The organism is Pseudomonas sp. MCal1, assembly GCF_026341415.1.
GTDB lineage: Bacteria > Pseudomonadota > Gammaproteobacteria > Pseudomonadales > Pseudomonadaceae > Aquipseudomonas.
Genome location: NZ_JAKUMP010000008.1, coordinates 42,954 through 66,017, shown reverse-complemented (window position 1 = coordinate 66,017; position 23,064 = coordinate 42,954). Strand labels below are relative to the sequence as shown.

Below are 23,064 nucleotides of genomic sequence, written 5' to 3'. Positions count from 1 at the left end.
GTCACTGGGTCTGGCCGGGCAGCACCCGGACACTGGCAAATGTCTTGTCGTCGAAACCGGCGCCCAGCGAGGCCGCGCGCACATGCAGGTACCAGGCGCCGCTGCGGTCGAGGGTCACCGGCGCTTCGTACACGCCGTCGGCGACTTCCTGTGCCGCCACTTCGCGAGGGCGCGAGGTCGGCGCGAGGAAGTAGCGCAACTGCACGTCGGTCACGCCGCTGCGCTGGATCTTCTGTTTGCCCTGGACGATGCGAAAACGCACCACATACGGGTCGTTGAGGGCCACGGCGGTCTTGTCCAGCAGGAACTCGACTTTGGGCAGGCCCAGATGTTTTTCAGGCGCGCCGTCGGACGCTATCTGCGCGGTGAAGCAATGAATGATGTTTGGCTGGTTGAGCAGGAACGCCACGTCGAAGCGCCCCGCCGCCGGCAGCTTGACCCGTGCGCTGTAGAGCCCCGGCGACACCTCGCGCAGGCTGCGGTCGATCACCAGCGCGGCACGGGCGATCTGACCCCGGTTGGGGTAACCGGACATCGGCGCGTTCATGCCTTCGGCGTAGAAATAGGTGGTGTTGTCCACCGGGTTGACCACGAACACCGCGTTGTCATCGCGCGATACCGCGAGGCTCGACGCCAGCGGCAGATCCCCGGCCAGCCGTGGCGGCTGCGGCCCGGCTTCAAAACCTTGAGTAATCGGCTGACGCCCGTCGCCCAGCGAAGACAGGTTGATCATGGTGACTTTCGGCGAGGCCAGTCCGCGCACGTAGGCATAGGCCTGGGTGAACACCACTTGATAGGGTTCGGCTGAAACCTCCAGGTCATGGATCGCCGAATCGTTGGCCGCGTCGATCACCGTGGCGCGGTTCTCCACCGTGTTCAGCACCACGCCAAAACGGCCGTCGGCGCTGAAACCCATCGGGCCGAGGCCCTGTTGCAGCTTGATTACCCGCCTTACTGCGCGGCTGTTGCTGTCGATCACGGTGACGGTGCCGTCCTTGCCATCGGCCACGTACACCGCGCCGGACAGCGGCGAGTACGCCACCGACAGCGGGCTGGAACCGGTTTGCACCTGTTGCAGCAGGCTCAGGCTGGCGACGTCGATGACGCTGAGGGTGCCGTCGTCGCGGTTGCTGACGAAGGCGAAACGGCTGTCCTTGCTGAAGGTGATTTCGTGGTGGCCGCGACCGGTCGCCAGGTGTTTCAGCGGTTTGAGGCTCTGGGTGTCGATCACCGTGACGCCTGACGCTTCAGCCTTGCTTGCGTTGTTGCCGACCCACAGCAGGCGCTCGTCCGGTTGCAGCGCGACTCGCACTGGCTGGCTGCCGGCGGCCACCGAGTCGATGACCTTGAACTGCTCGCTGTCGATCACCGCCACTTCTCCCGCCGCCGGCATCGACACGAAGACCTTTTTGTTGTCCTTGGGCGTGACCCAATCCATCGGCGATTGCTTGAGTTCGATCCGCGCCAGCGTGCTGGTGATGCCGCCGACCGAGACAGAGGGATCGACCACCGAAACGCTGGCATCGCGGTTCATCACCAACAGGAAATAGCTGTTGAGATCGAGCAATGGCCGCGCGCCGATGTTGGATTTGAGGAACGTGCCGACCCGCGACTTGCAGCTCTGATCGCGGCCCTGGGCCTGATCGGCGGCAACGGTTTGCGGATCGATCCACGCCCCCGGCGCCACACCGGACAACGGCTGGCCGGACACGCCGTCGGTGACGCGAAACTGCACGTCGGCGAACTCGCCCTCACGCAACTGGCCGTCGCTGGCCAGCGGCTTCAGATCGAAGGCGATCGACACGCCGTCGCGGGTCAGCACCTGCCCGGCGCCGGTTTGCGCCAGGGCTATCTCGCTCAGCGTCAGCAGCGCGCCGGCCATCGCCAGCAGGCAGATGCCGATAATGTTGATGATCCTGTTCATGTCGCTCTCCCCTGACACATTGTCCGAAACACCACCGCCCTGTGGGAGCGAGCTTGGTCCGGGCGGCGTTCCGACGAAGGCGTCAGACGCCTCACCCCTCGAAACCGAGTTGCTTTCATTCGCGAGCAAGCTCGCTCCCACAGTTTTTGCATCCACCGATCCATCGCATTCCAGCTACTGAGCAGGCGGCGCCGGCTCCGGCTCATTGGTCACCCGCAGCAATCCCCACAGCCCCGAGGTATTGCCGTAGGCGGCGTAATCGCGGAACAGGTAGTCCCCCGGTATCGCGTTGCTGCCCCCGGCGCTCGGGATCATGAAGCTGAAGTGCGCCGCCGGCAGAACGCTCTCGTGAGCGCCGATGTACATCGACATCGGGTTGTAGCCGAAGCGCACCGAGCCCACACCCGGCGTGCCCATCGGGTAGCCACCGGTGTCGCTCTTCTCGGCCTGGAACGGGTTGAGCGACCAGACATGTCCGTCGAGCTGGAACGTCGTGCCGCGACTGCCACCGCTCGGCATCAGGATGTGCGTACGCAACGGCTGCCCCGGTTTGGCATACAGCACCGGCGTCTGCGGATCGCCCCCCACCAGCGCATTGCTGTAGGCCATGTGCGCGTTGGTCATGTCGCCGTAACCGGCGCCATCGGCATGGCCGAACGGCGCATCCGGAGCGAGGCCGAAGCGATACCACAGCGGCTCGGTCTTGTAGTTGATGGCCATGCTCGAGTTGTCCTGCGGATCGGTCGGCACGCCGAAGCCCTCGGCAGCGATGCCTTCGACCGGCCGGCCATTGGCCCAGCGCGTGTTCAGCGCCTTGTGCCAGACCATCGCGAAGTCGCGGTAAGTCGTCTGCCCCGGTGCGGTGACCGTGGCGTTGACCTTGCGCGCATCGTCGACCCAGGTCGCGCCGATCGGCAGGATGCTCATCGCCCCCCCCAGACCTTTTTGCGGTTGCTTGATCACATCCGCCGGGGTGATGTTCAGGCCACCGAATTCCACGGCCGTGGCGTTGATGTTGTCGACACTGCGCCCCAGTTGAGTCACCGGTTTGCCTTCACGCTCCAGGTGCCCGGCGTAGTACTGATAGGTACGGGTCGGGTAGGCGCCGCTGCTGCCAACCCGTGGCGGCACGGTCTGGATCGGGTTGGCGCCGACGTTGGCACCGTCGGATTTGGTGATGTCGTAGGCCAGCAGTTGGGCGTGCAGCCCCACGTGGCTGGACGGCCGCATCAGGTTGTTGCTGAAAGTGGTCGAGCCCAGGCCGCTGTTGCGGTCGCGCTTGACGATGCCTTGCATCACCGCGGTCTGGGTCAGGTCCGGCATCACGCTCGGCAGACGGTTTTCCAGGGTGATGTTGATGCAGTCCCCCGCCGCTGCGCGCAGTACCAGCGGTTCGACCGGAATGCCGGGTTTGAGCTTGCCGCTGACCGGATCGAGGTCGGATTTGCGCACGTACAGGATCGCCGTCGGATCATGCAGCGGCCCGCTCTGGCCACCGATGGTGATGGTCTCGCCGTCCTCCGGATCAGTCACGGTCACTTGCGGGATGCTCACCGTGCGCGAGTTCAGCACCAGGGTGCCGCCCGCCGGATTCAGCGGCCCGCCGACATGCTGACCGAGCCCGGCCGAATCGCCGATGCTCAGGCCCAGCGAATTGCCGAGGATGTCGTTGGCCAGCGCGGCGACCACTTCATAGTTGCGCTGCACCGTCGGCCGGGTGCCGATGCCGTTGGGGTTGGCGCTGATCCGTGGGCAGCTGCCTTCAAACGCCACGGTGTTGCGCATGCCGGCCGGGTTCGGGTTGTTGGGGATGGCGAACAGGTCATTGCGTTTGGCCGTGTAGTTGCGCATCACGCCCCAGATCCCGCTCCAGTAGCCTTCGATCGAAGCGTCCATCGAGTACAGATAGTCACCGGTGGTCGCGGCGGAACTGGACAGCATCGAAACGGGTGCGATGAAGCCCATCTGTTCAGAGATGCCGATCATCTGCGAGGCGCGCCAGCCAGAGTTGGAGCTGTTGCCGAAACCGGAACCGCTCTGCAGCCATTTCACGCCGTGCAGGGTGACGTTGTGCTCTTCCTCGTGGCCGCCGGCATGGACCCGCAGACGCACGTTGTCGCCGGTGTAGGTACGCAGCATCGGGGTGAACGGATCGCCCGGCTCGCTGCCGCCCTTGTTGATGTGCGGCGGGAACAGCGTGGTGCCGCCGGTCGGGCCGGTGGCAGCCGTCACCAGATTCGGCGCCAGGTTCATCGCCGGGATCGCCCGGTCGGTACGGCTTTGCATGGCGTACGCCAGATCGCCGCCGAGGCCGTCGGCCTGCATGCCGCGCTTGCCGTCCGGGCCGACCTTGTTCGGGTCGTAGACCCGCAGGGCCAGCGGCTCGTTGCGATAGTTGACGACGAACATGCCCGGATCATCCACGGAGATCGCTTGCGGGCAAGGCCGGCTCGGGCAGCCCGGCACCTGACCGCCCTGCATTTCCAGCACGCCCTCGAGCAAGGAGCTGGCGTTGCTGCGCACCGGCGGGTTGATCGCGTAGCGGAAGCTGTCGGCGGTGGCCGGAAACCCTTGCGGATCAGGCACGCCGTTAGGGCCGGCACCCACGTACACACCGGCTTCATAGGCATGCTGGAAATCGCTGTATTCGAGGAAGAACTCACGGAAGCTGTCGTTCTTGCCGTCGCCGTCGAGGTCGCCGGTGTTGATCACCGCCTGCCACGAGGTCGGCCCGCCGTCCTGGCGCGCGCCGCTGTACAGAGGCTCGCCGGTTTCGGCGTGGAACCAGGTGGAACCGGCCGGCTCCGCCAGCACCGTGGCATACAGCCCGATCTGCTGGTGAGTCGATGGGCCGAGGTGGTCGTGGGTGAAGATCGTGCCCAGCCCCCGGTCCACGCCCTTGGCGTTGACCACCGGATCGACGAACCAGCGTTGCATGGCCGTGCGTGCGCCCATCCAGTCGCTGCGCCCGAACTGGCCGAAGAATGGATGCGCCTTGGCTTTCGGGCACGCCTGGGTGCCGTCGCGCGGGTCGCTGCCCTCGCACTGGTTGAACTCGCGGATCGCGTGAATGCGTTCCTGAACAGCGCCAGGGGAGAGCACGCCGTCCTCGTAGTTCCAGCCGTTGGAGGAACCGTCGGCGGACGTCAGGTCCCACTTCGGCAGGTGGATGTGCTGGCCGATCACGTCGGTCGGGGTGCGCACCTGATAGTCGTCCATCTCGTAGGTGGCGGGCACCAGGTTGGTTTGCTGGTATTGCACGCAGTCGAAGGTGTTCATGCGCATCACCAGCGGCTCTGGCGGACGCTGCTTGGTGATCACCGGCCAGGCGTCTTCCCACAGCGCCAGAATCCGGGCTTGCGGGAAGTGATAACCGACCTTGTTGTAGACCGCATCGAACTGGATGTTGGCGGCCTTGTAGATCCGTGGCCGGTCGGCGGTGAAGGTCGAGGCGCCGACGAAGGACATGCCGTCCAGCCGGTCGCCGCTGGCGAATTCACCGCTGCCGGCGCTGCTGGTCAGGCGTTTTTGCCGGTCGTCCATGCACGGTTCGTAGTACGGCGCGCCGGCCATCGGCAAGGCGCCGTTGGTGCGGAAGGCCTTGGCCACGATTTGATTGCCAGGCAGCAAGGCAAAGCTTGGGTGGTCTTTTTTCGCGTGGAACACCATCGCGGCCTGTTCCACTTCCGTGCCCTCTTCGGGCAGGTAAATCGGTTTGGCGCGGGTGACTTCCTTGGAGAAGTCCAGCGAAGTGGTCACGGTGTGTGCCTCGCCTCCGGCCGCCACTCCGTCGAGGGCGTGCCGCTGCAAGCCGCCATCCCAGCCGCCGGACTGGTTCGGGTCGAGGTTGGCCCACAGCGCCTTGCCGCTGGCTTTCAACGATTGCGCGGTGGCGGCGTCGAGCATGTCCAGCGGTGGGGTTGGCGGACGCTGACCCACCGAACTTTCCATGCCGCCGATCCAGAATGGATAGCCGGGGTTTTTCAGGCTGCCGTCGGCGTTGCGGTTGGCTTCGCTGCGATCGACCAATGCCAGGGAACCGATGGCTTGCGATCCGCCGTTGCCGCCATGGTGTTCGCCATCGTCATCGCCCTCTTCTTCCTCATCGTCGTCATCGTGGCCGGCGACCAGGGTTTCACCGATTTTCGGCACGACCACCACTTTGCCCGGCATCGGGGCCATGGCTTTGCCGGGCAGCGGCACGACGGCCGGAATCGGCGTGCCGGCAATGATCTCGCCATCCGGCAAGGCGCGGGCACCGGCGGCCGGTTTACCGCTGCGCAGTGCGTAAGGTTCGCTGTGATAACCATCGGCGCCCTGTTGCGACACTTCAAGCCGGGTGCCTTCTTCGAACACATCGTGCACCCGCCACATCGACCACATGCCCTGAGCGAAATGCGGATAGAAGTGACAGTGATAGATCGCATCGCCAGCCACCCGGTTGCGGTTGCCGGAGCCGCCGTTGGCGATTTCGTAGGTATAGCCGGCGCCCGGACCAATGCCTTGGGCATCGACATAATCGGAGTTGTCATCATTGGGGTTGAACAGCCACTGGTGACCGTGCAGGTGGAAGATGTGCTGCTCGTGGCCGTTGTGGGTGTTGCGGAATTTGACGAAGTCACCGATGTAGCTGTGATTGACGTTCGACGGCTCCGACGGATAAAGGGCCATGGTGGCCTTGACGCCGACCTGATCGGCGCTGGGTGTCTGGCCGGGGGCGATGTTCTCGAGCCCGGTGTTGGCCGGCACATCCACCAGCATCGCCACATCACCGACGGTGTGCGAGCTGAGGAAGAATTCTTCGTAGGCGCAGGACAGGCAATCGTGCATCGGCCCCACGCCGAGACGGTTGGCGACCACTTCAGCGCCCATGCCGCCGGAACCGTAGTTGATCATGAACGAGTCGCGGGTCGGCTCCAGCACATGGGCCATGACCGGGTCGGCCCAGTAGGCGGGGAATGCCTGGGTGGCGGCAGTTTCATCCTGGAACTGCGAGGCGAAATCGCGAAATGGTTCGAGGCGGTTGGGGATCGCCGGGTTGCGTTTGCCCATCGATTCCAACGGATAGGTGCTGGGCGCAAAACTGCCATCGGCATTGCTGCCCATGACAATCGCATCGCTTTCGCTGGAGATGATTTCGTTGCCGTCGACCATGCTGATGATCGGCGTGCCAGCCTTGCCTTCGCGCAGCCATGGTTCGCGCTGCGGGTAGCGAGCCTGGTAATCGACGATGGGTTGACCGGCCGGTGTGCGACCGGTGGTGGCCAGACGCATTTCTTCTTCAGTGAGAGTGTTGCGATAGGTGCGGCCCGACTTCGGCACGACCACGACCTGGCCGAACAGTCCATTGGCGGTATTCCCGGCCGCGCCCTCGCCACCGAATGTCGCGCCGCGACTGCTGACGGCAAACGCTCCTTCGCGCTCGGCGTACAGCACATACGAACGGCTCGCGCCCGGCGGCACCAGGGTATTGGCGTTACGCCCGGTATAGGAGGAAATGTCGTCGATGCTGTTCACCGCTTGCAGGCCGTTGACCTGGAAACCGACATGGCGGTCGGCGACCTGCTCGTCGACTTTGAAAGCATCGGCGCCGTTGGCGTTCTCGGTGCCCTCCTCGCCTTCTTCGCCTTCAGGGCCTTCGAAATGCTTGTTCGGGTTGGCCTGATAATCGAGCAGGTTCTGCAGGTTGATCGTCAGGCAATCACCGGCGGCCACCCGCAGCACCAGCGGCCGCGGACGTTTGTCCGGCCGCAGCGAGACTTTGCCCGGCACCGCGCTGCCGCCATTGGCCAGCGAAACGTCATGCTCATCCACCACATCGCGGCGCAGCGCGTACATCATCCCGTTGGCATTCTGCGCACCGAGGCGGTTGAACATCAGCGGTTGATCGAAGGCGACGACGTTGGCCACCAGATTGCGCTCACAGCGCACGGTGGCGCTGGCCAGTTCGACACTGAGCATCGAGACCAGCAACAGCAGCCAGTTCAACAGGGACGGTGCGTGGTGAATGCCAACCATGATCGGAAACCTCGTAGTGGGTGCTCACAGGGAACGATTCTCGATAAACCCCTTGGAGCAATCCGCATGCCACAAAAAATTGCTTTCCATCTCAATCAGTTACACAAGCCATTTGAGAATCCGGGGGATATTCCCCACCCGTTTCCCCACTTTTCCGGCCCCTCGGATTTGCCCCGAAAGTGGGGAAAATCCGTGTCCGGACCTACAACGGCGCGTCCACTGCCAGCCCTTGCAGACGCCGGTACTGGCGCAAGACGCTGGGCACGTAACGTTGGGTTTCGGCGAACGGCGGGATCACCCGGCCGCGGCTGAGCACCGCGTCAGGCCCGGCGTTGTAAGCCGCCACGGCCAGGGCGATGTCGTTGTCGAACAGGGTCATCAGGCGCTTGAGGTATTTGGCCCCGCCCTGGATGTTGGCCTTGGGGTCGTAGACGTCTTTCACCCCCAGCTCGCGGGCGGTGTCGGGCATCAATTGCATCAGTCCGCCGGCCCCCTTGGGCGAGGTGGCGCCGGGGTTGTAATTGGATTCGGACTTGATCACCGCGTGCAGCAAGGCTTCAGGCAGCTGATTGGCGCTGGCCGCCGCTGACACCAGCTCGGCATAGGGCTGGTTGGCGATCAATTGTGGTTGCCGGTCAAGGCTGACCAGCGGCGCATCGGCTTCGCGGATCACCCGCTCGTAAGTGCGTCCGGGACGGTGGACGTTGGACAGCACGTAGCTGCCCTTGGCGTCCACGGATACAAAGACATCGGCTTGCGCGGCACCGACTGACAGCACGCAGCCGAGCAGTCCTGCAGTGAATGAATGGATCATTGGGCCTCCCCTGACAGGCCCCGAAAAATTGGGGGAAATGCCCCACTGACCCGTCGTCATCCAGCCCTACGCAAGCACTGTGCCGAATCTTGAAGAGCCCGTAATACAAGGGCTACAGCCCGACAGCCGAATTTATCGGGGGCTGAGCATGGCAATTGCATAAGCCCCTGTGGCGACACGGCTGCCACTCACGGGAGGTCATCATGAAGCTGCATTTTCGTCCGCATGCCCAACGCGGTTTCACCCTGCTCGAATTGCTCGTGGTGCTGGTGGTGCTTGGCCTGCTGGCCGGGATCGTCGCGCCCAAATATTTCGCCCAGCTGGGGCGTTCCGAAGTGAAGGTCGCCAAGGCGCAGATCGAAGGCCTGAGCAAGGCGCTGGATCTGTATCGGCTGGAAGTCGGCCACTACCCCTCCACCGAACAAGGCTTGCAGGCGCTGGTGACCGCACCGAGCGACGAAGCCAAATGGACCGGCCCGTACTTGCAGAAAAAACTGCCGCAGGATCCGTGGGGGCGTAACTACACCTACCGCTATCCCGGCGAAAACGCCGAGTACGACCTGCTCTCGATGGGCAAGGACGGCCAGCCCGGCGGCGAAGGCGAAAACGCCGAAGTCACCAACTGGCAATGAGCGGAGCACAGCGCATGCGTTTTCATTTGAAGGCAGTGGGCAAGGCCGGGGTGGTGTCGCTGAGCGTCGAGGCGCCCGGCCAGAGCGAAGCGCGGCGCATCGCCGAAGATCAAGGCTTGCGCGTGGTCAGCCTGCACGCCGAGCGTCACTGGCGCTCGTTGCGTCTGAGCAAGCGCGAGACCTTCAACCTGGTGCTGTTCAGCCAGGAACTGACCACCCTGCTCAACGCCGGCCTGCCACTGATCGATGCACTGGAAAGCCTGGCCGAAAAAGAAACCGCCCCCGCCGCCCGCAAAACCCTGAGCGAGCTGGTGCGACTGCTGTACGAAGGCAAATCCTTCTCCCAGGCACTGGGCCAGTTGTCGGCGGTTTTCCCGCCGTTGTACGTGGCGTTGGTACAGTCCAGCGAGAAGACCGGTGCGGTCGGCGATGCGCTGGGCCGCTACGTGAGCTATCGCCAGCGCATGGACGAGGTGCGGCAGAAGATCGTCAGCGCCTCGATCTACCCGCTGTTGTTGCTGGTGGTCGGCGGTGGCGTGGTGCTGTTTTTGATGGGCTACGTGGTGCCGCGCTTCAGCCTGGTGTTCGAAGGGCTGGGCTCGAACCTGCCGTGGCTGTCGCAGATCCTGATGAGCAGCGGCATGTTTCTGCACGCCCATCAGGGTGAGTTTTTCGGCCTGTTGGCGACAATCGTCATCGCCCTCGCCGTGCTGCAGAAACAACCGGCGTTTCGCCGTGGGCTGGATCGGCTGGTGGAGAAACTGCCCGCCGTGCACCAGCGGATTTTCATGTATGAGCTGGCGCGGTTTTACCGGTCTCTGGGGATTCTGCTGCAAGGCGGGATTCCACTGGTGACGGCCATGGGTATGGTGCGCGGCCTGCTCACCGTAGCCTCGCGGGCGCGGCTGGATCAGGCCTGCGAGCGGGTGCGCGAGGGGCAATCGCTGTCCACCGCGCTTGAGCTCAACCGGCTGGTGACACCCGTGTCCCTGCGCCTGCTGCGCGCCGGCGAACAGTCCGGCAACCTCGGGCAAATGATGGAACGCAGCGCCGATTTCTACGATGAGGAAATCAGCCGCTGGATCGAGTGGTTCGTGCGTCTGTTCGAACCGCTGCTCATGACCTTCATCGGCCTGTTGATCGGGGTGATCGTGATCCTGATGTACATCCCGATCTTCGAACTGGCTTCGAGTATCCACTGACCTCGGGAACGGGTCGGATCACACGCAAAAACAAGGCACATCCACGTTCCCAATCAAGACAACAAAGACGGAGAACGATATGCACATTAAAAAGCTAGTGCTCGCAATGGCCATCGGCGCAGTCCTGTCGGCGTCTACCGTACTGATTCCTGACAACCTGTCCGGGATGTCGAGTGTTCAGGCCAAGGAAGGGGGTAGCGGTGGCGGCGGTGGTGGAGGTAGTGGCGGTGGCGGCGGCGGTGGACACGGCGGTGGTGGAGGCGGTAACGGCGGAGGTGGCAGCGGAGGCGGTGGTGGCGGCAATGGAGGCGGCGGCAGCGGAGGCGGTGGTGGCGGTAATGGAGGTGGCGGCGGTGGCAATGGTGGTGGTCACGGCGGCAGCGGCAGTGGTGGCAACAGTGGCAGTGGTGGCGGTGGCGGAGGCAACAGTGGCCACAGCGGCAGTGACCACGGTTCGGGCCATTCCGGCAGCACGGCGTCATCGGGTCGCAGCGGAACGCATTCGGAACCCGGCGATGACCACGGTGTGCATCGCGCGGGCGAAGTCGGCGACGACCATGGCGTACACCGCGCCGGCGAAGTCGGCGATGACCATGGCGTACACCGCGCCGGCGAAGTCGGCGATGACCATGGCGTGCACCGTGCCGGTGAAGTCGGCGATGACCGGGGCCAGCATGCGGCGGGCGAACCCGGTGATGATCGCGGCGTACATGTCGGCGGTGAACCTGGCGATGACAAGCGGGCCAACTGACTCACGTTGAAACACACCACCTGTGGGAGCGAGCTTGCTCGCGAAGGCGTCGGCACACACAACCTCTTCGCTGGCAGACAGAGAGCTTTCGTCGGAACGCCGCCCGGAGCAAGCTCGCTCCCACAGTTATCGGCTACTGAATCTTTGAGCGGCTACAAAATCGCTTGTGCCTTATCCAGCCGCTCACGCAAAAACTCGATCAACGCCTGCACCGGCCGTGACGCCTGACGATGTTGCGGATACACCGCCGACAACGTCAGCGGTTCGGGCCGAAACTCGTCCAGCACCGGCACCAGCCGCCCATCCTTCAGCGCCGCGCCGACAATGAACGTCGGCAGATAGGTAATCCCCATCCCCGCCACCGCCGCATCCCGCAGCAATTCACCGTTGTTGACGCGCATCCGCCCGGTGACATTCACCAGCAGCGGCTTGCCCTGCCCCGCGTTGAACCGCCACTGCACCGAACGCCCGTGGCCGTAAGGCAGGCAGTCGTGGCCGAGCAGATCTTCCGGTTTGACCGGTGTACCGCGCTCGGCCAAATACCCCGGACTGGCGCAGTAAACCCGCTCGATTGATGCGATGCGGCGGGCGATCAGGGTCGAGTCTTCCAGCACACCGATACGCAGCGCCAGATCGTAACCCTCGCCCAGCAGATCCACCGGCCGATCACTCAGGTCCACTTCCACCGTGACCTCGCAATAACGCTGCAGAAACGGCGGCAGCAGGCAGCCCAAATGCGCCAGTGCAAACGACAGCGGTGCGCTCACGCGAATCGCCCCGCGCGGCTCGGCGGTCTGCCCGGCGATGCTCTGCTCCACCGATTCCACTTCGCCGAGCAAACGCAGCGCCGACTCGTAATAGCTCTGGCCCAGCGGTGTCACGTCCAGGCGCCGGGTCGAGCGGTTGAGCAATCGAACGCCGAGGCGTTCTTCCAGCTGCATCAACCGACGGCTGACGAACTGCTTGGACAGGCCCAATTGATCGGCCGCCGCGGTAAAGCTGCCGGAGTCCATCACCTGGCAAAAAATACGCATGTCTTCGAACGGGTTCATTGTCACTCTCTGGTTGACAGTTAAACGCTTTATAGCCGCTTTTTCACTTTCCGGCACCTCATTAATCTGTGCTCACGGTGTTGCTGAGGCCTGAAGCCCAGCGCCACAGCAGCCCGATCCCAAGGCATACAAAAACTCAAACGACTTAAAAAGGAATTACACATGAACATCAAGAAAACCCTCGCCGCGTCCCTCCTCGCCCTGTCCATCGGCAACGCATTCGCCGCCCAGAACACTGGCGTCGAACACAACACCCAGGCGTTCCTCGATGCCCTCGCCGCCGGTGGTGGCAAACCACTTGAGCAACTGAGCCCGAAAGACGCCCGTGCGGTGCTGACCGGTGCCCAGGCTTCGGTGAAGGTTGACCTGTCCGGCGTTGAAGTCAGCGACAAGGCGATCAAGGTCGATGGCCAGACGATCAACCTGAAAGTGGTGCGTCCGGCCAAGGTCAAGGGCGAGCTGCCGGTGTTCATGTTCTTCCACGGTGGCGGCTGGGTGCTGGGGGACTTCCCGACGCACCAACGCTTGATCCGTGATCTGGTGGTGGGCTCTGGCGCGGTTGCGGTGTATGTCGATTACACGCCGTCGCCGGAAGCGCAGTACCCGACTGCGATCAATCAGGCTTACGCGGCAACCAAATGGGTGGCCGAGCACGGCAAGGACATCGGGGTCGACGGCAAGCGTCTGGCGGTGGCCGGTAACAGCGTCGGCGGCAACATGGCGGCGGTCGTGGCGTTGATGGCCAAGGAGCAGAAAACCCCGGCCCTGCGCTTCCAGCTGCTGATGTGGCCGGTGACCAACGCCGGGTTCGATAACGGCTCGTACCAGCAATTCGCCGAGGGCCACTTCCTGACCAAAGGCATGATGCAGTGGTTCTGGGACAACTACACCACCAACCCGGCCGAGCGTGCGCAGATCCATGCCTCGCCACTCAACGCCAGCGCCGAACAGCTCAAGGGCCTGCCCGCCGCGCTGGTGCAGACCGCCGAGTTCGACGTGTTGCGTGACGAAGGCGAAGGCTACGCCCGCCACCTCGACGCGGCGGGTGTGCCGGTGACCTCGGTACGCTACAACGGGATGATTCACGACTTCGGTCTGCTCAACCCGCTGAACGGCATCCCCGAGGTGAAAGCCGCCGTGCGCCAGGCAGCGGCAGAACTCAAGACCCACCTGAACTGAGTGCAACCCCTCGCCACACCTTCGGGTGTGGCGTTTTCTTTTGTGCCCGCCGGAGTTCACCTCATGAGCCTTTTTTCTGCCCATCTGCTGTCCTGGAGTGCCCTGCTGCTGGTGCTCGACGCGCTGATCTGGCACCTCGCGCCGTTCAAGCATCGCGCGCAACGGGTCGCTGTGCGACTGGTGCTGTTTCTGGCCTTCAACGCACTGGTCATCAACGCCGGCGTCAGCCCGTTGCAGGTGCCCATGTTCGCCGATGACCCGGTGGCGCAACTCGGGGCGACGGCCCTGGGGATTCTCTGGTGGCTTTACGCCGCGCGGGTGCTCACCGAAATCATCGGCCTGATCCTGATGCGCCGCATCGGCCACAGCGGCCGTCTGTTGCAGGACGTGATCGGTGCGCTGGTGTTTCTGGCGGCCATCGTCGCGGCAGCCGGTTATGTGCTGGATCTGCCGGTCAAAGGTCTGCTCGCGACCTCCGGCGTGGTGGCGATCGTCATCGGTCTGGCGCTGCAAAGCACCTTGGCCGACGTGTTTTCCGGCATCGTGCTCAACACCACCAAGCCGTATCAGGTGGATGATCTGGTGGTCATCGACGGCGTCGAAGGCAAAGTGCTCGACATCAACTGGCGCGCCACGCACCTGCTGACCAGCACCGGCACCCTGGCCGTGGTGCCGAACTCGGTGGCGGCCAAGGCCAAGATCGTCAACCTCAGCCGCCCGAACAACCTGCACGGCGTGTCGATCAGCATCAAGGTGCCGAACCACATCCGCCCGCGCCGGGTACTCGACGCCCTCGACCGCACGCTGCAGGGCAGCAGCAGTCTGTTGCTGTCGCCTGCACCGAAAGCGGTGCTGAAAGAGGCCGGCGAAGAAATGTCCGAGTACGTGGCCAGCGGATTCATCGCCGAACTGGGCAAGAAAAGTGACGTACGTAATCAGCTGTTCGACCTCGCCCACCGCCACCTCGAAGCCGCCGGAATTTCTCGGCACCCGGACGGCGTGATCGAACCTTCGAGCCGCGCTCGCGCGTTGCTCGATGAAGTGAAAATCTTCCGCTCGCTGAGCCATGAGGAACGCGATCGTCTTGCCGAATCGATGGTCGCGCAGCAGTACAGCGCCGGGCAGGTGGTGCTCAATCTGGAGGAAGTCCCGGACAGTCTGTTCGTGATCGCTACCGGCGTGGTCAGCGCCAGCGTGCCCGACGGCAACGGATTCACCGAGGCCGGGCGTATGGGGCCAAGTGAGGTCATGGGTGAACAGAGCATCCTCGCGGATACGCCCTCGCAGGCGACGTTTACGGCGCTGACGTCTTCGATCATTTATCGCCTCGACAAGAACCTGACTCGCCAGTGCATGGAGCAGCGCAGTGAAGTGGGTCGGGCGTTGAATAAACTGCAGGCGGTACGGCAGCAGAATAGCCGGTTGGCGTTGATGGCCAAGCCTGCGCCAGTGAGGAAAGGTGGATTCCTGGGCTGGTTGCAAAAACGCTGAGCCCTTTTCAGAAGACAAAAAGAGGCCCGCCACTTTGGCGGGCCTCTTCGTTACAAGCTTACTTGGCAGTGAACTTGGTATAGCTGTTGATCAGGTTGCGGTAGTTCGGCAGACGCTGGGACAGCAGATTCGCCAGGCCTTCCATGTCGTTGCGCCAGTCGACTTGCAGCTCGCAAGCCACGGCGAACCAGTTCAGCAGGTGTGCACCGGCAGCGGACATACGCGCCCAAGCAGCTTGCTGCACAGTGGTGTTGAAAGTGCCGGAAGCGTCAGTCACCACAAACACTTCAAAACCTTCAGCGATGGCCGACAGAGTCGGGAACGCCACGCACACGTCAGTCACCACACCGGCGATGATCAGTTGCTTGCGGCCGGTGGCCTTGATGGCCTTGACGAAGTCTTCGTTGTCCCAGGCGTTGATCTGGCCAGGGCGGGCGATGAACGGCGCGTCCGGGAATTGCTCTTTCAGTTCAGGCACGATCGGGCCGTTCGGACCGCTGTCGAAACTGGTGGTGAGGATGGTCGGCAGGTTGAAGAACTTGGCGATGTCACCCAGCGCCAGCACGTTGTTCTTGAACTCGTTCGGCGAAAAATCCTGCACCAGCGAGATCAGACCGGTCTGGTGGTCGACCAGCAGGACCACGGCGTCGTCTTTGTTCAGGCGTTTGTAAGGAACGTTGCTCATGTGAAACTCCTCGGGGATGGGTGATGCGGCAAGCGCCGGCCACGAAGACCGGCGCCGTTTACGGAATCAGAAAGCGAAGCAGGAGCAACCGAACGCGCCCCAGAAACCGGCAAAATCGCTGACCGGTGCATTCGACATCCGCGCTTTTTCATGGCTGTGGGTATGCACCGCGCACGGGCCGCTGCATTGGTGGACCTGGGCCTGCAATGGCGAATTCGGGCGCCAGTGGCCCGGGACTTTCACCACTGGCGACCAGTCCGGCAGCACCGGCAAGGCACGCGGGCCGAGGTCTTCGAAGTCGCCGGCGGAATAAACGATCTTGCCGCCGACCACGGTCAGCACCGACTCGATCCACTTGATCGCTTCTTCCTCGACACTGAAGAAGTCCGCGCTCAACGCTGCCAGATCCGCCAGTTGCCCGACCTTGATCTGGCCCTTCTTGCCCTGCTCGGACGAGAACCAGGCGCTGCCATGGGTGAACAGTTCCAGCGCGGTGCTGCGTGGCAGACCTTCTTCGTACAGCGCCAGACCGCCGACGGTGCGACCGCTGACCATCCAGTACAGCGAAGTCCACGGGTTGTAGCTCGACACCCGCGTGGCATCGGTGCCCGCGCCGACCGGCACGCCTTCGGCAAGCATGCGTTTGATCGGCGGCGTGGCTTCGGCGGCTTGTTTGCCATAACGGTCAACGAAGTATTCGCCCTGGAATGCCATGCGATCCTGAATCGCGATGCCGCCGCCCAACGCTTTCACCCGCTCGATGTTCTGCGGGGTGATGGTTTCGGCGTGGTCGAAGAACCATGGCAAGCCGTTGAACGGAATGTCGCGGTTGACCTTCTCGAACACATCCAGCATGCGGCTGATCGATTCGTTGTAGGTCGCGTGCAGACGGAACGGCCAGCGTTGTTCGACCAGGTGGCGCACCACCGGCTCCAGTTCCTGCTCCATGGTCTGCGGCAGGTCCGGGCGCGGTTCGAGGAAGTCTTCGAAGTCCGCCGCCGAGAACACCAGCATCTCGCCGGCGCCGTTGTGGCGAAGGAAGTCGTCGCCCTGATGCAACTTGACGCTGCCGGTCCAGTTCTGGAAATCGGTCAGTTCTTCCTTGGGCTTCTGGGTGAACAGGTTGTAGGCGATGCGCACGGTCAACTGGTCGTCTTTGGCCAGTTGCTCGATCACCTGATAATCGTCCGGGTAGTTCTGGAAACCGCCGCCGGCATCGATGGCGCTGGTCAGGCCGAGGCGATTGAGTTCGCGCATGAACTGACGGGTCGAGTTGACCTGATATTCCAGCGGCAGCTTCGGCCCCTTGGCCAGCGTCGAGTACAGAATCATCGCGTTCGGCCGCGCCACCAGCATGCCGGTCGGGTTGCCATTGGCATCGCGCACGATCTCGCCGCCCGGCGGGTTCGGCGTGTCGCGGGTGTAGCCGGCGACGCGCAACGCGGCGCGGTTGAGCAGCGCGCGGTCATACAGGTGCAGGATGAACACCGGGGTGTCCGGCGCCGCCTGGTTGATCTCTTCAAGGGTCGGCATGCGTTTTTCAGCGAACTGGAATTCGTTCCAGCCACCGACCACGCGTACCCATTGCGGGGTCGGCGTACGGTCGGCCTGATCCTTGAGCATGCGCAGCGCATCGGCCAGCGACGGCACGCCTTCCCAGCGCAGTTCGAGGTTGTAGTTCAAGCCACCACGGATCAGGTGCAAGTGCGAGTCGTTGAGGCCGGGGATCACGCAGCGCCCCTTGAGGTCGACCACTTGAGTGCCTGCACCTTTGAGCGCCATCGCCTCGGCATCGTTACCGACGGCGACGAAGCGCCCGTCCTTGATCGCCACGGCGCTGGCGAGGGGTTTTTCGCGGTCTACCGTATGAAATTGGCCATTGAACAGAATCAGATCGGCGTTCATCGCAGTTCCTTCGAGATAAGTGAAACGGAGCCCGGACCCACCACTTCAGCGCGGCGGATTGGCATTGGATTCAAGGTGTTTGTGTGACTGGCCGGCTTCCAGCCACGGCGCGAACAGACGGGTCACGGGCGGCATGAACACGTAGACCACCGACAGCACGATGGTCAGGGTGATCAGGAACGTGGCGACCACGTAGTTGGACAGGAAGGCATTGAGCTGCAGCAGCGGCCCCCAGATCAGCGGCACCAGCAAGGTGTGCGGCAGGATGACCAGCAGCGTGACCACGGCCTGCTTCCAGCGCGGTGGCGGCGAACCGGCCTCGTCGGTCGGCGTGAACCAGAATTCGCTGGCGGTATTGACTTCGGTCTGGTCGCCGTCGGCGAGCATCGGTGCCGCTTCGTCGATCAGCTTCTGACGCTGCGGTGAATCGAGCCAGCGCTGCATCGCGTCGGTCGAGCAATAACGCAGCACGCAGGTGAACAGCGCGAGCCCGCCCTGCTGGCTGCGCATCACATCCACGCCCAGATGCCCTTCTTCGCGCCCCGCCACACTGACGATATTGCGCAGCCAGGCTTCGTACGGCTGCTCAAAACCGGCCTTGACCCGGTGCTTGACGATCAGCGTCACGGTTTCTTCGGGCCCCGGTTTTTTCAGGGTCTGGGCATCAGGCATAACGGAGTACTCCGGGCAAACGAACATTGAGCGCCAGCCGTCCGGGCCCGGCGATCAGAACAGTGGTGAACAGGATCAACAGCAACCAGCCAAACTGCCCTTCGGCCACACTCCATTGCGGATGCACAAGCAGCAGCGCCACCAGCAACACAAACAGAATAGGCAAGCACGCCAGACGCGCCAGCACCCCGGCGACGATCAGTAGCGGACAGAGGACTTCGGCGAAGATCGCCAGAATCAAAGTGAGGTGGGCACCGAGGTGGAACGGATCTTCGATCAGTTGCAGCTGCGCAGTGAAGTCCAGCAGCTTGGGCAAGCCGTGGACGAACAGCAGAAACAACCCGCCAGTGACCCGCAGGAACAGCAGGCCGAGGTTTTGCGCCTGGTCATTGCGTTGTACAGCGTTCATGGGCCCATCCTTGATCAATCATTGCAGGCATGGTGCAACGATTGATCGGGGGGAAATTGGATGGGTGTGCTCTCTTTGGCGTGTTCAGGGCCGGAACCGTGATCGTTCCCACGCTCTGCGTGGGAATGCAGCCCGGGACGCTCCGCGTCCCAAAGAGCGGACGCAGAGCGTCCAATGAGGTATTCCCACGCGGACGGTTCGACGCCTCGACGTGGGAACGATCAGTGGAAACGATCAGGCTATAGCGGGCGCCGCAGCCTTCACCTCCAGATTATCCAGCACCCGATTCACCGCCAGTTCCCCCAGCATGATCAGTTGCGCAATCCCCAACAGCACATGCCGCTGCGGGCCGTCCACCAGTCCGGCGAAGTCATTGGCCATGACCTTGGCCGAGGTCAGGGTTTCGCAGGCGTCGGCCAGCAGTTCTTCGCTGTCGATGCCGGGGGCGATGAGGTAGCGAGTGTTGGGTTTGAGCAGCGGTTTGCGGGGGAGCAGCGGATTGAGATAGTGATCGAGGGCGCGTTCGGCGGCTTCGTGAAATTTCTTGGAGTCGAGGGTTTCGTAGGGCGAGGTGGGGTCGGTTTCGGGTGGGTTGGGTGTTGGTTTGATCATTGTGAAGCTCCTTGATAGATGGAGCTGCAACCCTTCGCGGTCAATCGAACAAGGTGGCAGCTGTACGCGGGTTGACCGACCGGAATCAAGGGATCCGGCACACCCGAAGGTGTCCCACGCACAGCCACCGCGAAACCGGGATTCAGAAAAAATCTGAGTCTGGTCTGGTGGTACTGGCGCGCCTTGATTGAGTCGGACGGTCAAATCCGGTCGCTGATTCGTCAGCGACCCGGAAACGATAAGACCCAACCCCTAGGCGCACAAGCCGGCGGATTCTGGCGTACACGTAGGCAAAGGCGCAAGGCGTTGTGGCTTACCGGAAGTAACCTTAAACGCCTTTCAACACCGCGCTAAACCGCCGGAATATCCAGCGACACCGACATGAACTGACTGATCCGCGAACGCAGCCATTTCTCCGCCGGATCGTTGTCATGCACCCCGCTCCACGCCATCGACAGTTGCGCCGCATCAATCGGAAACGGTGGATCTTCAGCCCGCAACGCACACCCCTCAACCAACGCACACGCCGCGTAATCCGGCACGGTCGCGATCATCTCGGTGCCGGCCAGCAGCGCGCGCAAACCGCTGAATTGCGGCACGCCGAGCACCACACGACGGCTGCGACCGACCTTGGCCAGGTCCACGTCGATGTTGCCGCTCAGGTCGCCGGAGAAAGACACCATCGCATGAGGCCGCTCGCAGTATTCATCCAGAGTCAGCGGGCCCGGGCGGTTGTCGCCGCGCAGCACCTTGCACGGGATGTCGCGCAGTTTCTTGCGCTTGGCGTTGGCCGGCAGATCGGTGGTGTAACTCACGCCGACGGAGATTTCCCCGGAGGCCAGCAACGTCGGCATCAGCAGGTAGTTGGCACGGCGCACCACGACCACGATCCCCGGCGCCTCTTCCTGCAACTGGCGCAGCAATGGCGGGAACAGACCGAATTCGGCGTCATCCGACAGGCCGATGCGGAACACGTCGCAGCTGGTGGCCGGATCGAACTCCTTGGCCCGACTGACCGCGCCGGAAATCACGTCCATCGCCGGTTGGAGCTCCCGAAGAATCGCCAGCGCCCGCGCCGTCGGCTCCATGCCGCGACCGTTGCGCAGCAACAGTGGATCGTCGAACAGATCGCGCAAACGGCCCAGCGCCGCGCTTACCGCCGGCTGGCCCATGAACAGTTTTTCAGCAACGCGGGTCAGGTTTTTTTCGAACATCAGGGCTTCGAAAATCACCAGCAGGTTCATGTCGACGCGGCGCAGATCATTACGGTTCATAGGGCACGTTTTCCTTGTTTGAGCCTGACGTGAAAGGTGGGCACTTTACTCGATCAGCGGTACTTTGGCCGCGCGTTTGTAGGGGCCGTATTCAACCGGTACCCACTGGAAGTGCTTGTCGACCGCCGTGATGTGGCCGATACCCGGAAACGGCAAATGCGCGGCCGTCACCCAGGTTTTGCTGGCGGCCGCTGCGCTGAACACTGCATGACGGCTTTTGATCGCTTGCTGATTGTTGACGTCAAAACTGATCGACACTTCGGGATGATCGAACTGCACCGCGAGGTTGTGCACCAGGTCGCCCATGAACACGATGCTCTGGTTCTGCGAAGTGAAGCGGTAGGTGGTGCTGCCCGGCGTGTGCCCGGCTTCCAGTGTAGCTTCGACCACACCCGGCAAAGGCGACTGGCCCTCTGCGAACGTCTTGAAGCGCCCGGCCGCCACGTAAGGCGCAGTGGAGTCCTGGGCGATCTTGAAAAACTCCCGGGCACCGGCCGGCGCCTTGGCCATTGCCTGCGGATCAAGCCAGTAATCGGCTTCAGCCTTGGCGGCGTAGACCGTAGCGTTGGCGAAGATCGGCTGTTGCTGGCCGTCGACCAATCCACAAACGTGATCCAGGTGCAGATGGGTCAGCAGAATCGCATCGACCTGTTCAGGCCTGTATCCGGCGGCCTGCATGTTTGCCGACAACTGGCCGGCGGTGGCGCCGATGCACTGGCCCGCGCCGGTATCGACCAGAATCAGTTGCTTGCCGGTATTGACCAGAAACGCATTGAACGCGGTCTGCACACCCGGCGTTTCAATCGAGCGACGGGCCAGCAATGCACGGATCTGACTCTGGCTCAGGCCCTGCAACAGTTTCGGTGACAGATCGTTGTAGCCGTCGAATAACGCGGTGACTTCGTAATCGCCCAGTGCCAGACGGAAATAACCAGGTGCCTGAGTACCGATCTGTGGCGCTTGCGCCATAGCACTGCTCATCACACCGGCAAGCGCCAGGCCAGTCACGGCGCTGAACAATCCTTTCATGCGTATCCCCTTGGTCGAGCCCGAAACTGCGGCCCCCAATGGTCCGCCTGTCCTTGCCATCCTGCCCGGCCTGCGCCGCGAGGACTTGCAGCGGTGTGCTGAGTTCAGGTTCAGCCAGCGTAATTAACAACGTTTAACTCGTCAGCCCTCGCCCCTCGCCGAACAATGAAACCCTCTGCGCAACGTTGTTTTTTGAACCAAGGGAAAGCCTGACAGTGCATTCCCCCCGACACGGACCCTGGCCATGGCTCATTCACAACAAACCGTCGCCCTCGCTCCTGCCATCGAACCACGCAGAACCGGTACGGGCGGCCTCAGCCCGCAGCGGGAGCGGCTGGTGAAACAACTGATACTCGAACGCCTGGGCGACAGCCTCGAAGTCACCGAACTGGCCAGCGCCTGCTCACTCTCTCGCAGCCATTTTTCCCGGGCGTTCAAGTGCAGCACCGGGTACTCGCCGCAAGACTGGATCCGTACCCAGCGCATTGCCAGGGCCAAGTTGTTGATCCAGCACACCAACCACAGCCTTACACAGATCAGCCTGGAATGCGGATTCTGCGATCAGGCGCACTTCTGCCACATCTTCACCCGCAGCGAAGGGATCAATCCGTTTGCGTGGCGGTGTCAGGTCATGAAAAACCGCTGAGGCGGTTTCAGTCCCGAGCCATGCGCTGAGCCAGGCGTGCCACCCGCTCGCCCAAGTGTGCGGCGGTCAACTGGTCTTCCGGCGGAGGGGCTTGTTCAGGCGGTTGCTCGACCGAGGACTGGGACATCGCCCCGAGGGAGCTGCCGAGGCGATTCAACTGGCCGTCGAACACCCCTTCGCACGCACGCGCCGGCAGCAGATCGAGCCCGACCCAGATCATTGAATGCTGGGCGGCGAACACCGCCATTTGCAGCAGGGTATTGAGTTTGTCGCCGCACAGGCTGCCGGAATTGGTGAAGCCTGCCGCGAGTTTGTCGCGCCATGGCCGGGCGAGATAGAACGACGCCGTGGCCTCCATGAATTGCTTGAACGCGGCCGAGGCGCTGCCCATGTAAGTCGGCGCGCCGAAGATGATGGCGTCGGCGCGGTGCAGGTCATCCCAGCGGGTTTCGACGTCTTCCACCGCCAGCAACAGGCAGGTGCTGCCCACGTGGCGCTCCACCCCCTGGGCCACTGCCTGCGCAATGACGCGGGTGTGCCCGTAGCCACTGTGATAGACCACCACTACTTTACTCATCGCAGCGTCCTCCGGACGTATGCATTCCATTGCCCCGGAGTTTTGGCTCTGACGCGGGCGCGGACGAGTTAATCGTTGTTAATTTTTCCCGGCTGTCGGGTGAGCAGGCACAGGTTCTGCCCTTTAAATACAGTGGTGAAGGCGCTGGATGCCGAGCGGTGCCCGAACGCCTGCCTCTCGCGCAAGTTGCAC

18 protein-coding genes are annotated in these 23,064 nt (G+C 63.0%); 6 read left to right on the top strand and 12 right to left on the bottom strand.

The window, feature by feature from the left end:
- Nucleotide 1: 1 nt before the first annotated feature.
- From MKZ87_RS14645 to MKZ87_RS14635, 3 genes are all read right to left on the bottom strand, one after another.
- A complete protein-coding gene (locus MKZ87_RS14645) occupies nt 2-1,924 on the bottom strand; it encodes a YncE family protein (RefSeq protein WP_266201189.1) in 1,923 nt (640 codons plus the stop codon).
- A gap of 174 nt (nt 1,925-2,098) precedes the next feature.
- Entirely contained in the window at nt 2,099-7,942 is a 5,844-nt protein-coding gene (mnxG, locus tag MKZ87_RS14640; protein ID WP_323873473.1) for a manganese-oxidizing multicopper oxidase MnxG, read from the bottom strand.
- Between the two features lie 202 nt (nt 7,943-8,144).
- A complete protein-coding gene (locus MKZ87_RS14635) occupies nt 8,145-8,756 on the bottom strand; it encodes a lytic transglycosylase domain-containing protein (protein WP_266201188.1) in 612 nt (203 codons plus the stop codon).
- Between the two features lie 203 nt (nt 8,757-8,959).
- Here MKZ87_RS14635 and gspG point away from each other — a divergent pair, with 203 nt between their 5' ends.
- The 3 genes from gspG (at nt 8,960) to MKZ87_RS14620 (ending at nt 11,341) form a co-directional block, all read left to right on the top strand.
- On the top strand, nt 8,960-9,388 hold the full coding sequence (gene gspG, locus MKZ87_RS14630) for a type II secretion system major pseudopilin GspG (RefSeq protein WP_085698578.1): 429 nt from the start codon (nt 8,960-8,962) through the stop codon (nt 9,386-9,388).
- A 14-nt stretch (nt 9,389-9,402) separates the two neighbouring features.
- Nucleotides 9,403-10,590 (top strand): type II secretion system F family protein, encoded by a 1,188-nt coding sequence (locus MKZ87_RS14625; RefSeq protein ID WP_115077250.1) that lies wholly within the window; start codon nt 9,403-9,405, stop codon nt 10,588-10,590.
- Nucleotides 10,591-10,669: 79 nt separating this feature from the next.
- On the top strand, nt 10,670-11,341 hold the full coding sequence (locus MKZ87_RS14620) for a hypothetical protein (RefSeq protein WP_266201184.1): 672 nt from the start codon (nt 10,670-10,672) through the stop codon (nt 11,339-11,341).
- Between the two features lie 152 nt (nt 11,342-11,493).
- Here MKZ87_RS14620 and MKZ87_RS14615 read toward each other — a convergent pair whose 3' ends face one another.
- Nucleotides 11,494-12,393 (bottom strand): LysR family transcriptional regulator, encoded by a 900-nt coding sequence (locus MKZ87_RS14615; RefSeq protein WP_266201183.1) that lies wholly within the window; start codon nt 12,391-12,393, stop codon nt 11,494-11,496.
- Between the two features lie 162 nt (nt 12,394-12,555).
- On the opposite strand from MKZ87_RS14615, the gene MKZ87_RS14610 reads away from it, so the two are divergent.
- Together MKZ87_RS14610 and MKZ87_RS14605 are read left to right on the top strand one after the other, a co-directional pair.
- The gene (locus MKZ87_RS14610; protein ID WP_085698574.1) at nt 12,556-13,572 is read left to right on the top strand and encodes an alpha/beta hydrolase; all 1,017 of its coding nucleotides are present in this window, start codon (nt 12,556-12,558) and stop codon (nt 13,570-13,572) included.
- 63 nt (nt 13,573-13,635) lie between these two features.
- Complete coding sequence (locus tag MKZ87_RS14605; RefSeq protein WP_266201182.1) at nt 13,636-15,063, top strand: mechanosensitive ion channel family protein; 1,428 nt, start codon at nt 13,636-13,638, stop codon at nt 15,061-15,063.
- Nucleotides 15,064-15,121: 58 nt separating this feature from the next.
- Here the strand turns inward: MKZ87_RS14605 and ycaC are convergent, their stop codons facing one another.
- The 7 genes from ycaC to MKZ87_RS14570 form a co-directional block, all read right to left on the bottom strand.
- Nucleotides 15,122-15,748, bottom strand: coding sequence for an isochorismate family cysteine hydrolase YcaC (gene ycaC, locus MKZ87_RS14600; protein ID WP_040068711.1), 627 nt, complete (start codon nt 15,746-15,748; stop codon nt 15,122-15,124).
- A gap of 66 nt (nt 15,749-15,814) precedes the next feature.
- Nucleotides 15,815-17,653, bottom strand: coding sequence for an amidohydrolase (locus MKZ87_RS14595; protein WP_085698572.1), 1,839 nt, complete (start codon nt 17,651-17,653; stop codon nt 15,815-15,817).
- A 45-nt stretch (nt 17,654-17,698) separates the two neighbouring features.
- Complete coding sequence (locus tag MKZ87_RS14590) at nt 17,699-18,325, bottom strand: antibiotic biosynthesis monooxygenase (RefSeq protein ID WP_085698571.1); 627 nt, start codon at nt 18,323-18,325, stop codon at nt 17,699-17,701.
- Nucleotides 18,318-18,734 carry a DoxX family protein gene (locus MKZ87_RS14585; protein ID WP_085698570.1) on the bottom strand — a complete coding sequence of 139 codons (417 nt, stop codon included), beginning with the start codon at nt 18,732-18,734 and terminating at the stop codon, nt 18,318-18,320. The genes MKZ87_RS14590 and MKZ87_RS14585 overlap by 8 nt, the downstream gene beginning before the upstream one ends.
- A 234-nt stretch (nt 18,735-18,968) precedes the next feature.
- Complete coding sequence (locus MKZ87_RS14580) at nt 18,969-19,346, bottom strand: DUF6124 family protein (RefSeq protein WP_266201180.1); 378 nt, start codon at nt 19,344-19,346, stop codon at nt 18,969-18,971.
- A gap of 350 nt (nt 19,347-19,696) precedes the next feature.
- Nucleotides 19,697-20,620 carry a LysR family transcriptional regulator gene (locus MKZ87_RS14575; RefSeq protein WP_085701205.1) on the bottom strand — a complete coding sequence of 308 codons (924 nt, stop codon included), beginning with the start codon at nt 20,618-20,620 and terminating at the stop codon, nt 19,697-19,699.
- Between the two features lie 45 nt (nt 20,621-20,665).
- Nucleotides 20,666-21,649: an MBL fold metallo-hydrolase gene (locus tag MKZ87_RS14570; RefSeq protein ID WP_085701206.1), complete on the bottom strand. Its 984-nt coding sequence runs from the start codon at nt 21,647-21,649 to the stop codon at nt 20,666-20,668.
- Nucleotides 21,650-21,893: 244 nt separating this feature from the next.
- Here MKZ87_RS14570 and MKZ87_RS14565 point away from each other — a divergent pair, with 244 nt between their 5' ends.
- Nucleotides 21,894-22,295: a helix-turn-helix domain-containing protein gene (locus tag MKZ87_RS14565; RefSeq protein ID WP_085701207.1), complete on the top strand. Its 402-nt coding sequence runs from the start codon at nt 21,894-21,896 to the stop codon at nt 22,293-22,295.
- Between the two features lie 7 nt (nt 22,296-22,302).
- Here the strand turns inward: MKZ87_RS14565 and MKZ87_RS14560 are convergent, their stop codons facing one another.
- Nucleotides 22,303-22,872, bottom strand: a complete 570-nt coding sequence (locus MKZ87_RS14560; RefSeq protein ID WP_085701208.1) for a flavodoxin family protein — start codon at nt 22,870-22,872, stop codon at nt 22,303-22,305.
- Between the last annotated feature and the right edge of the window lie 192 nt (nt 22,873-23,064).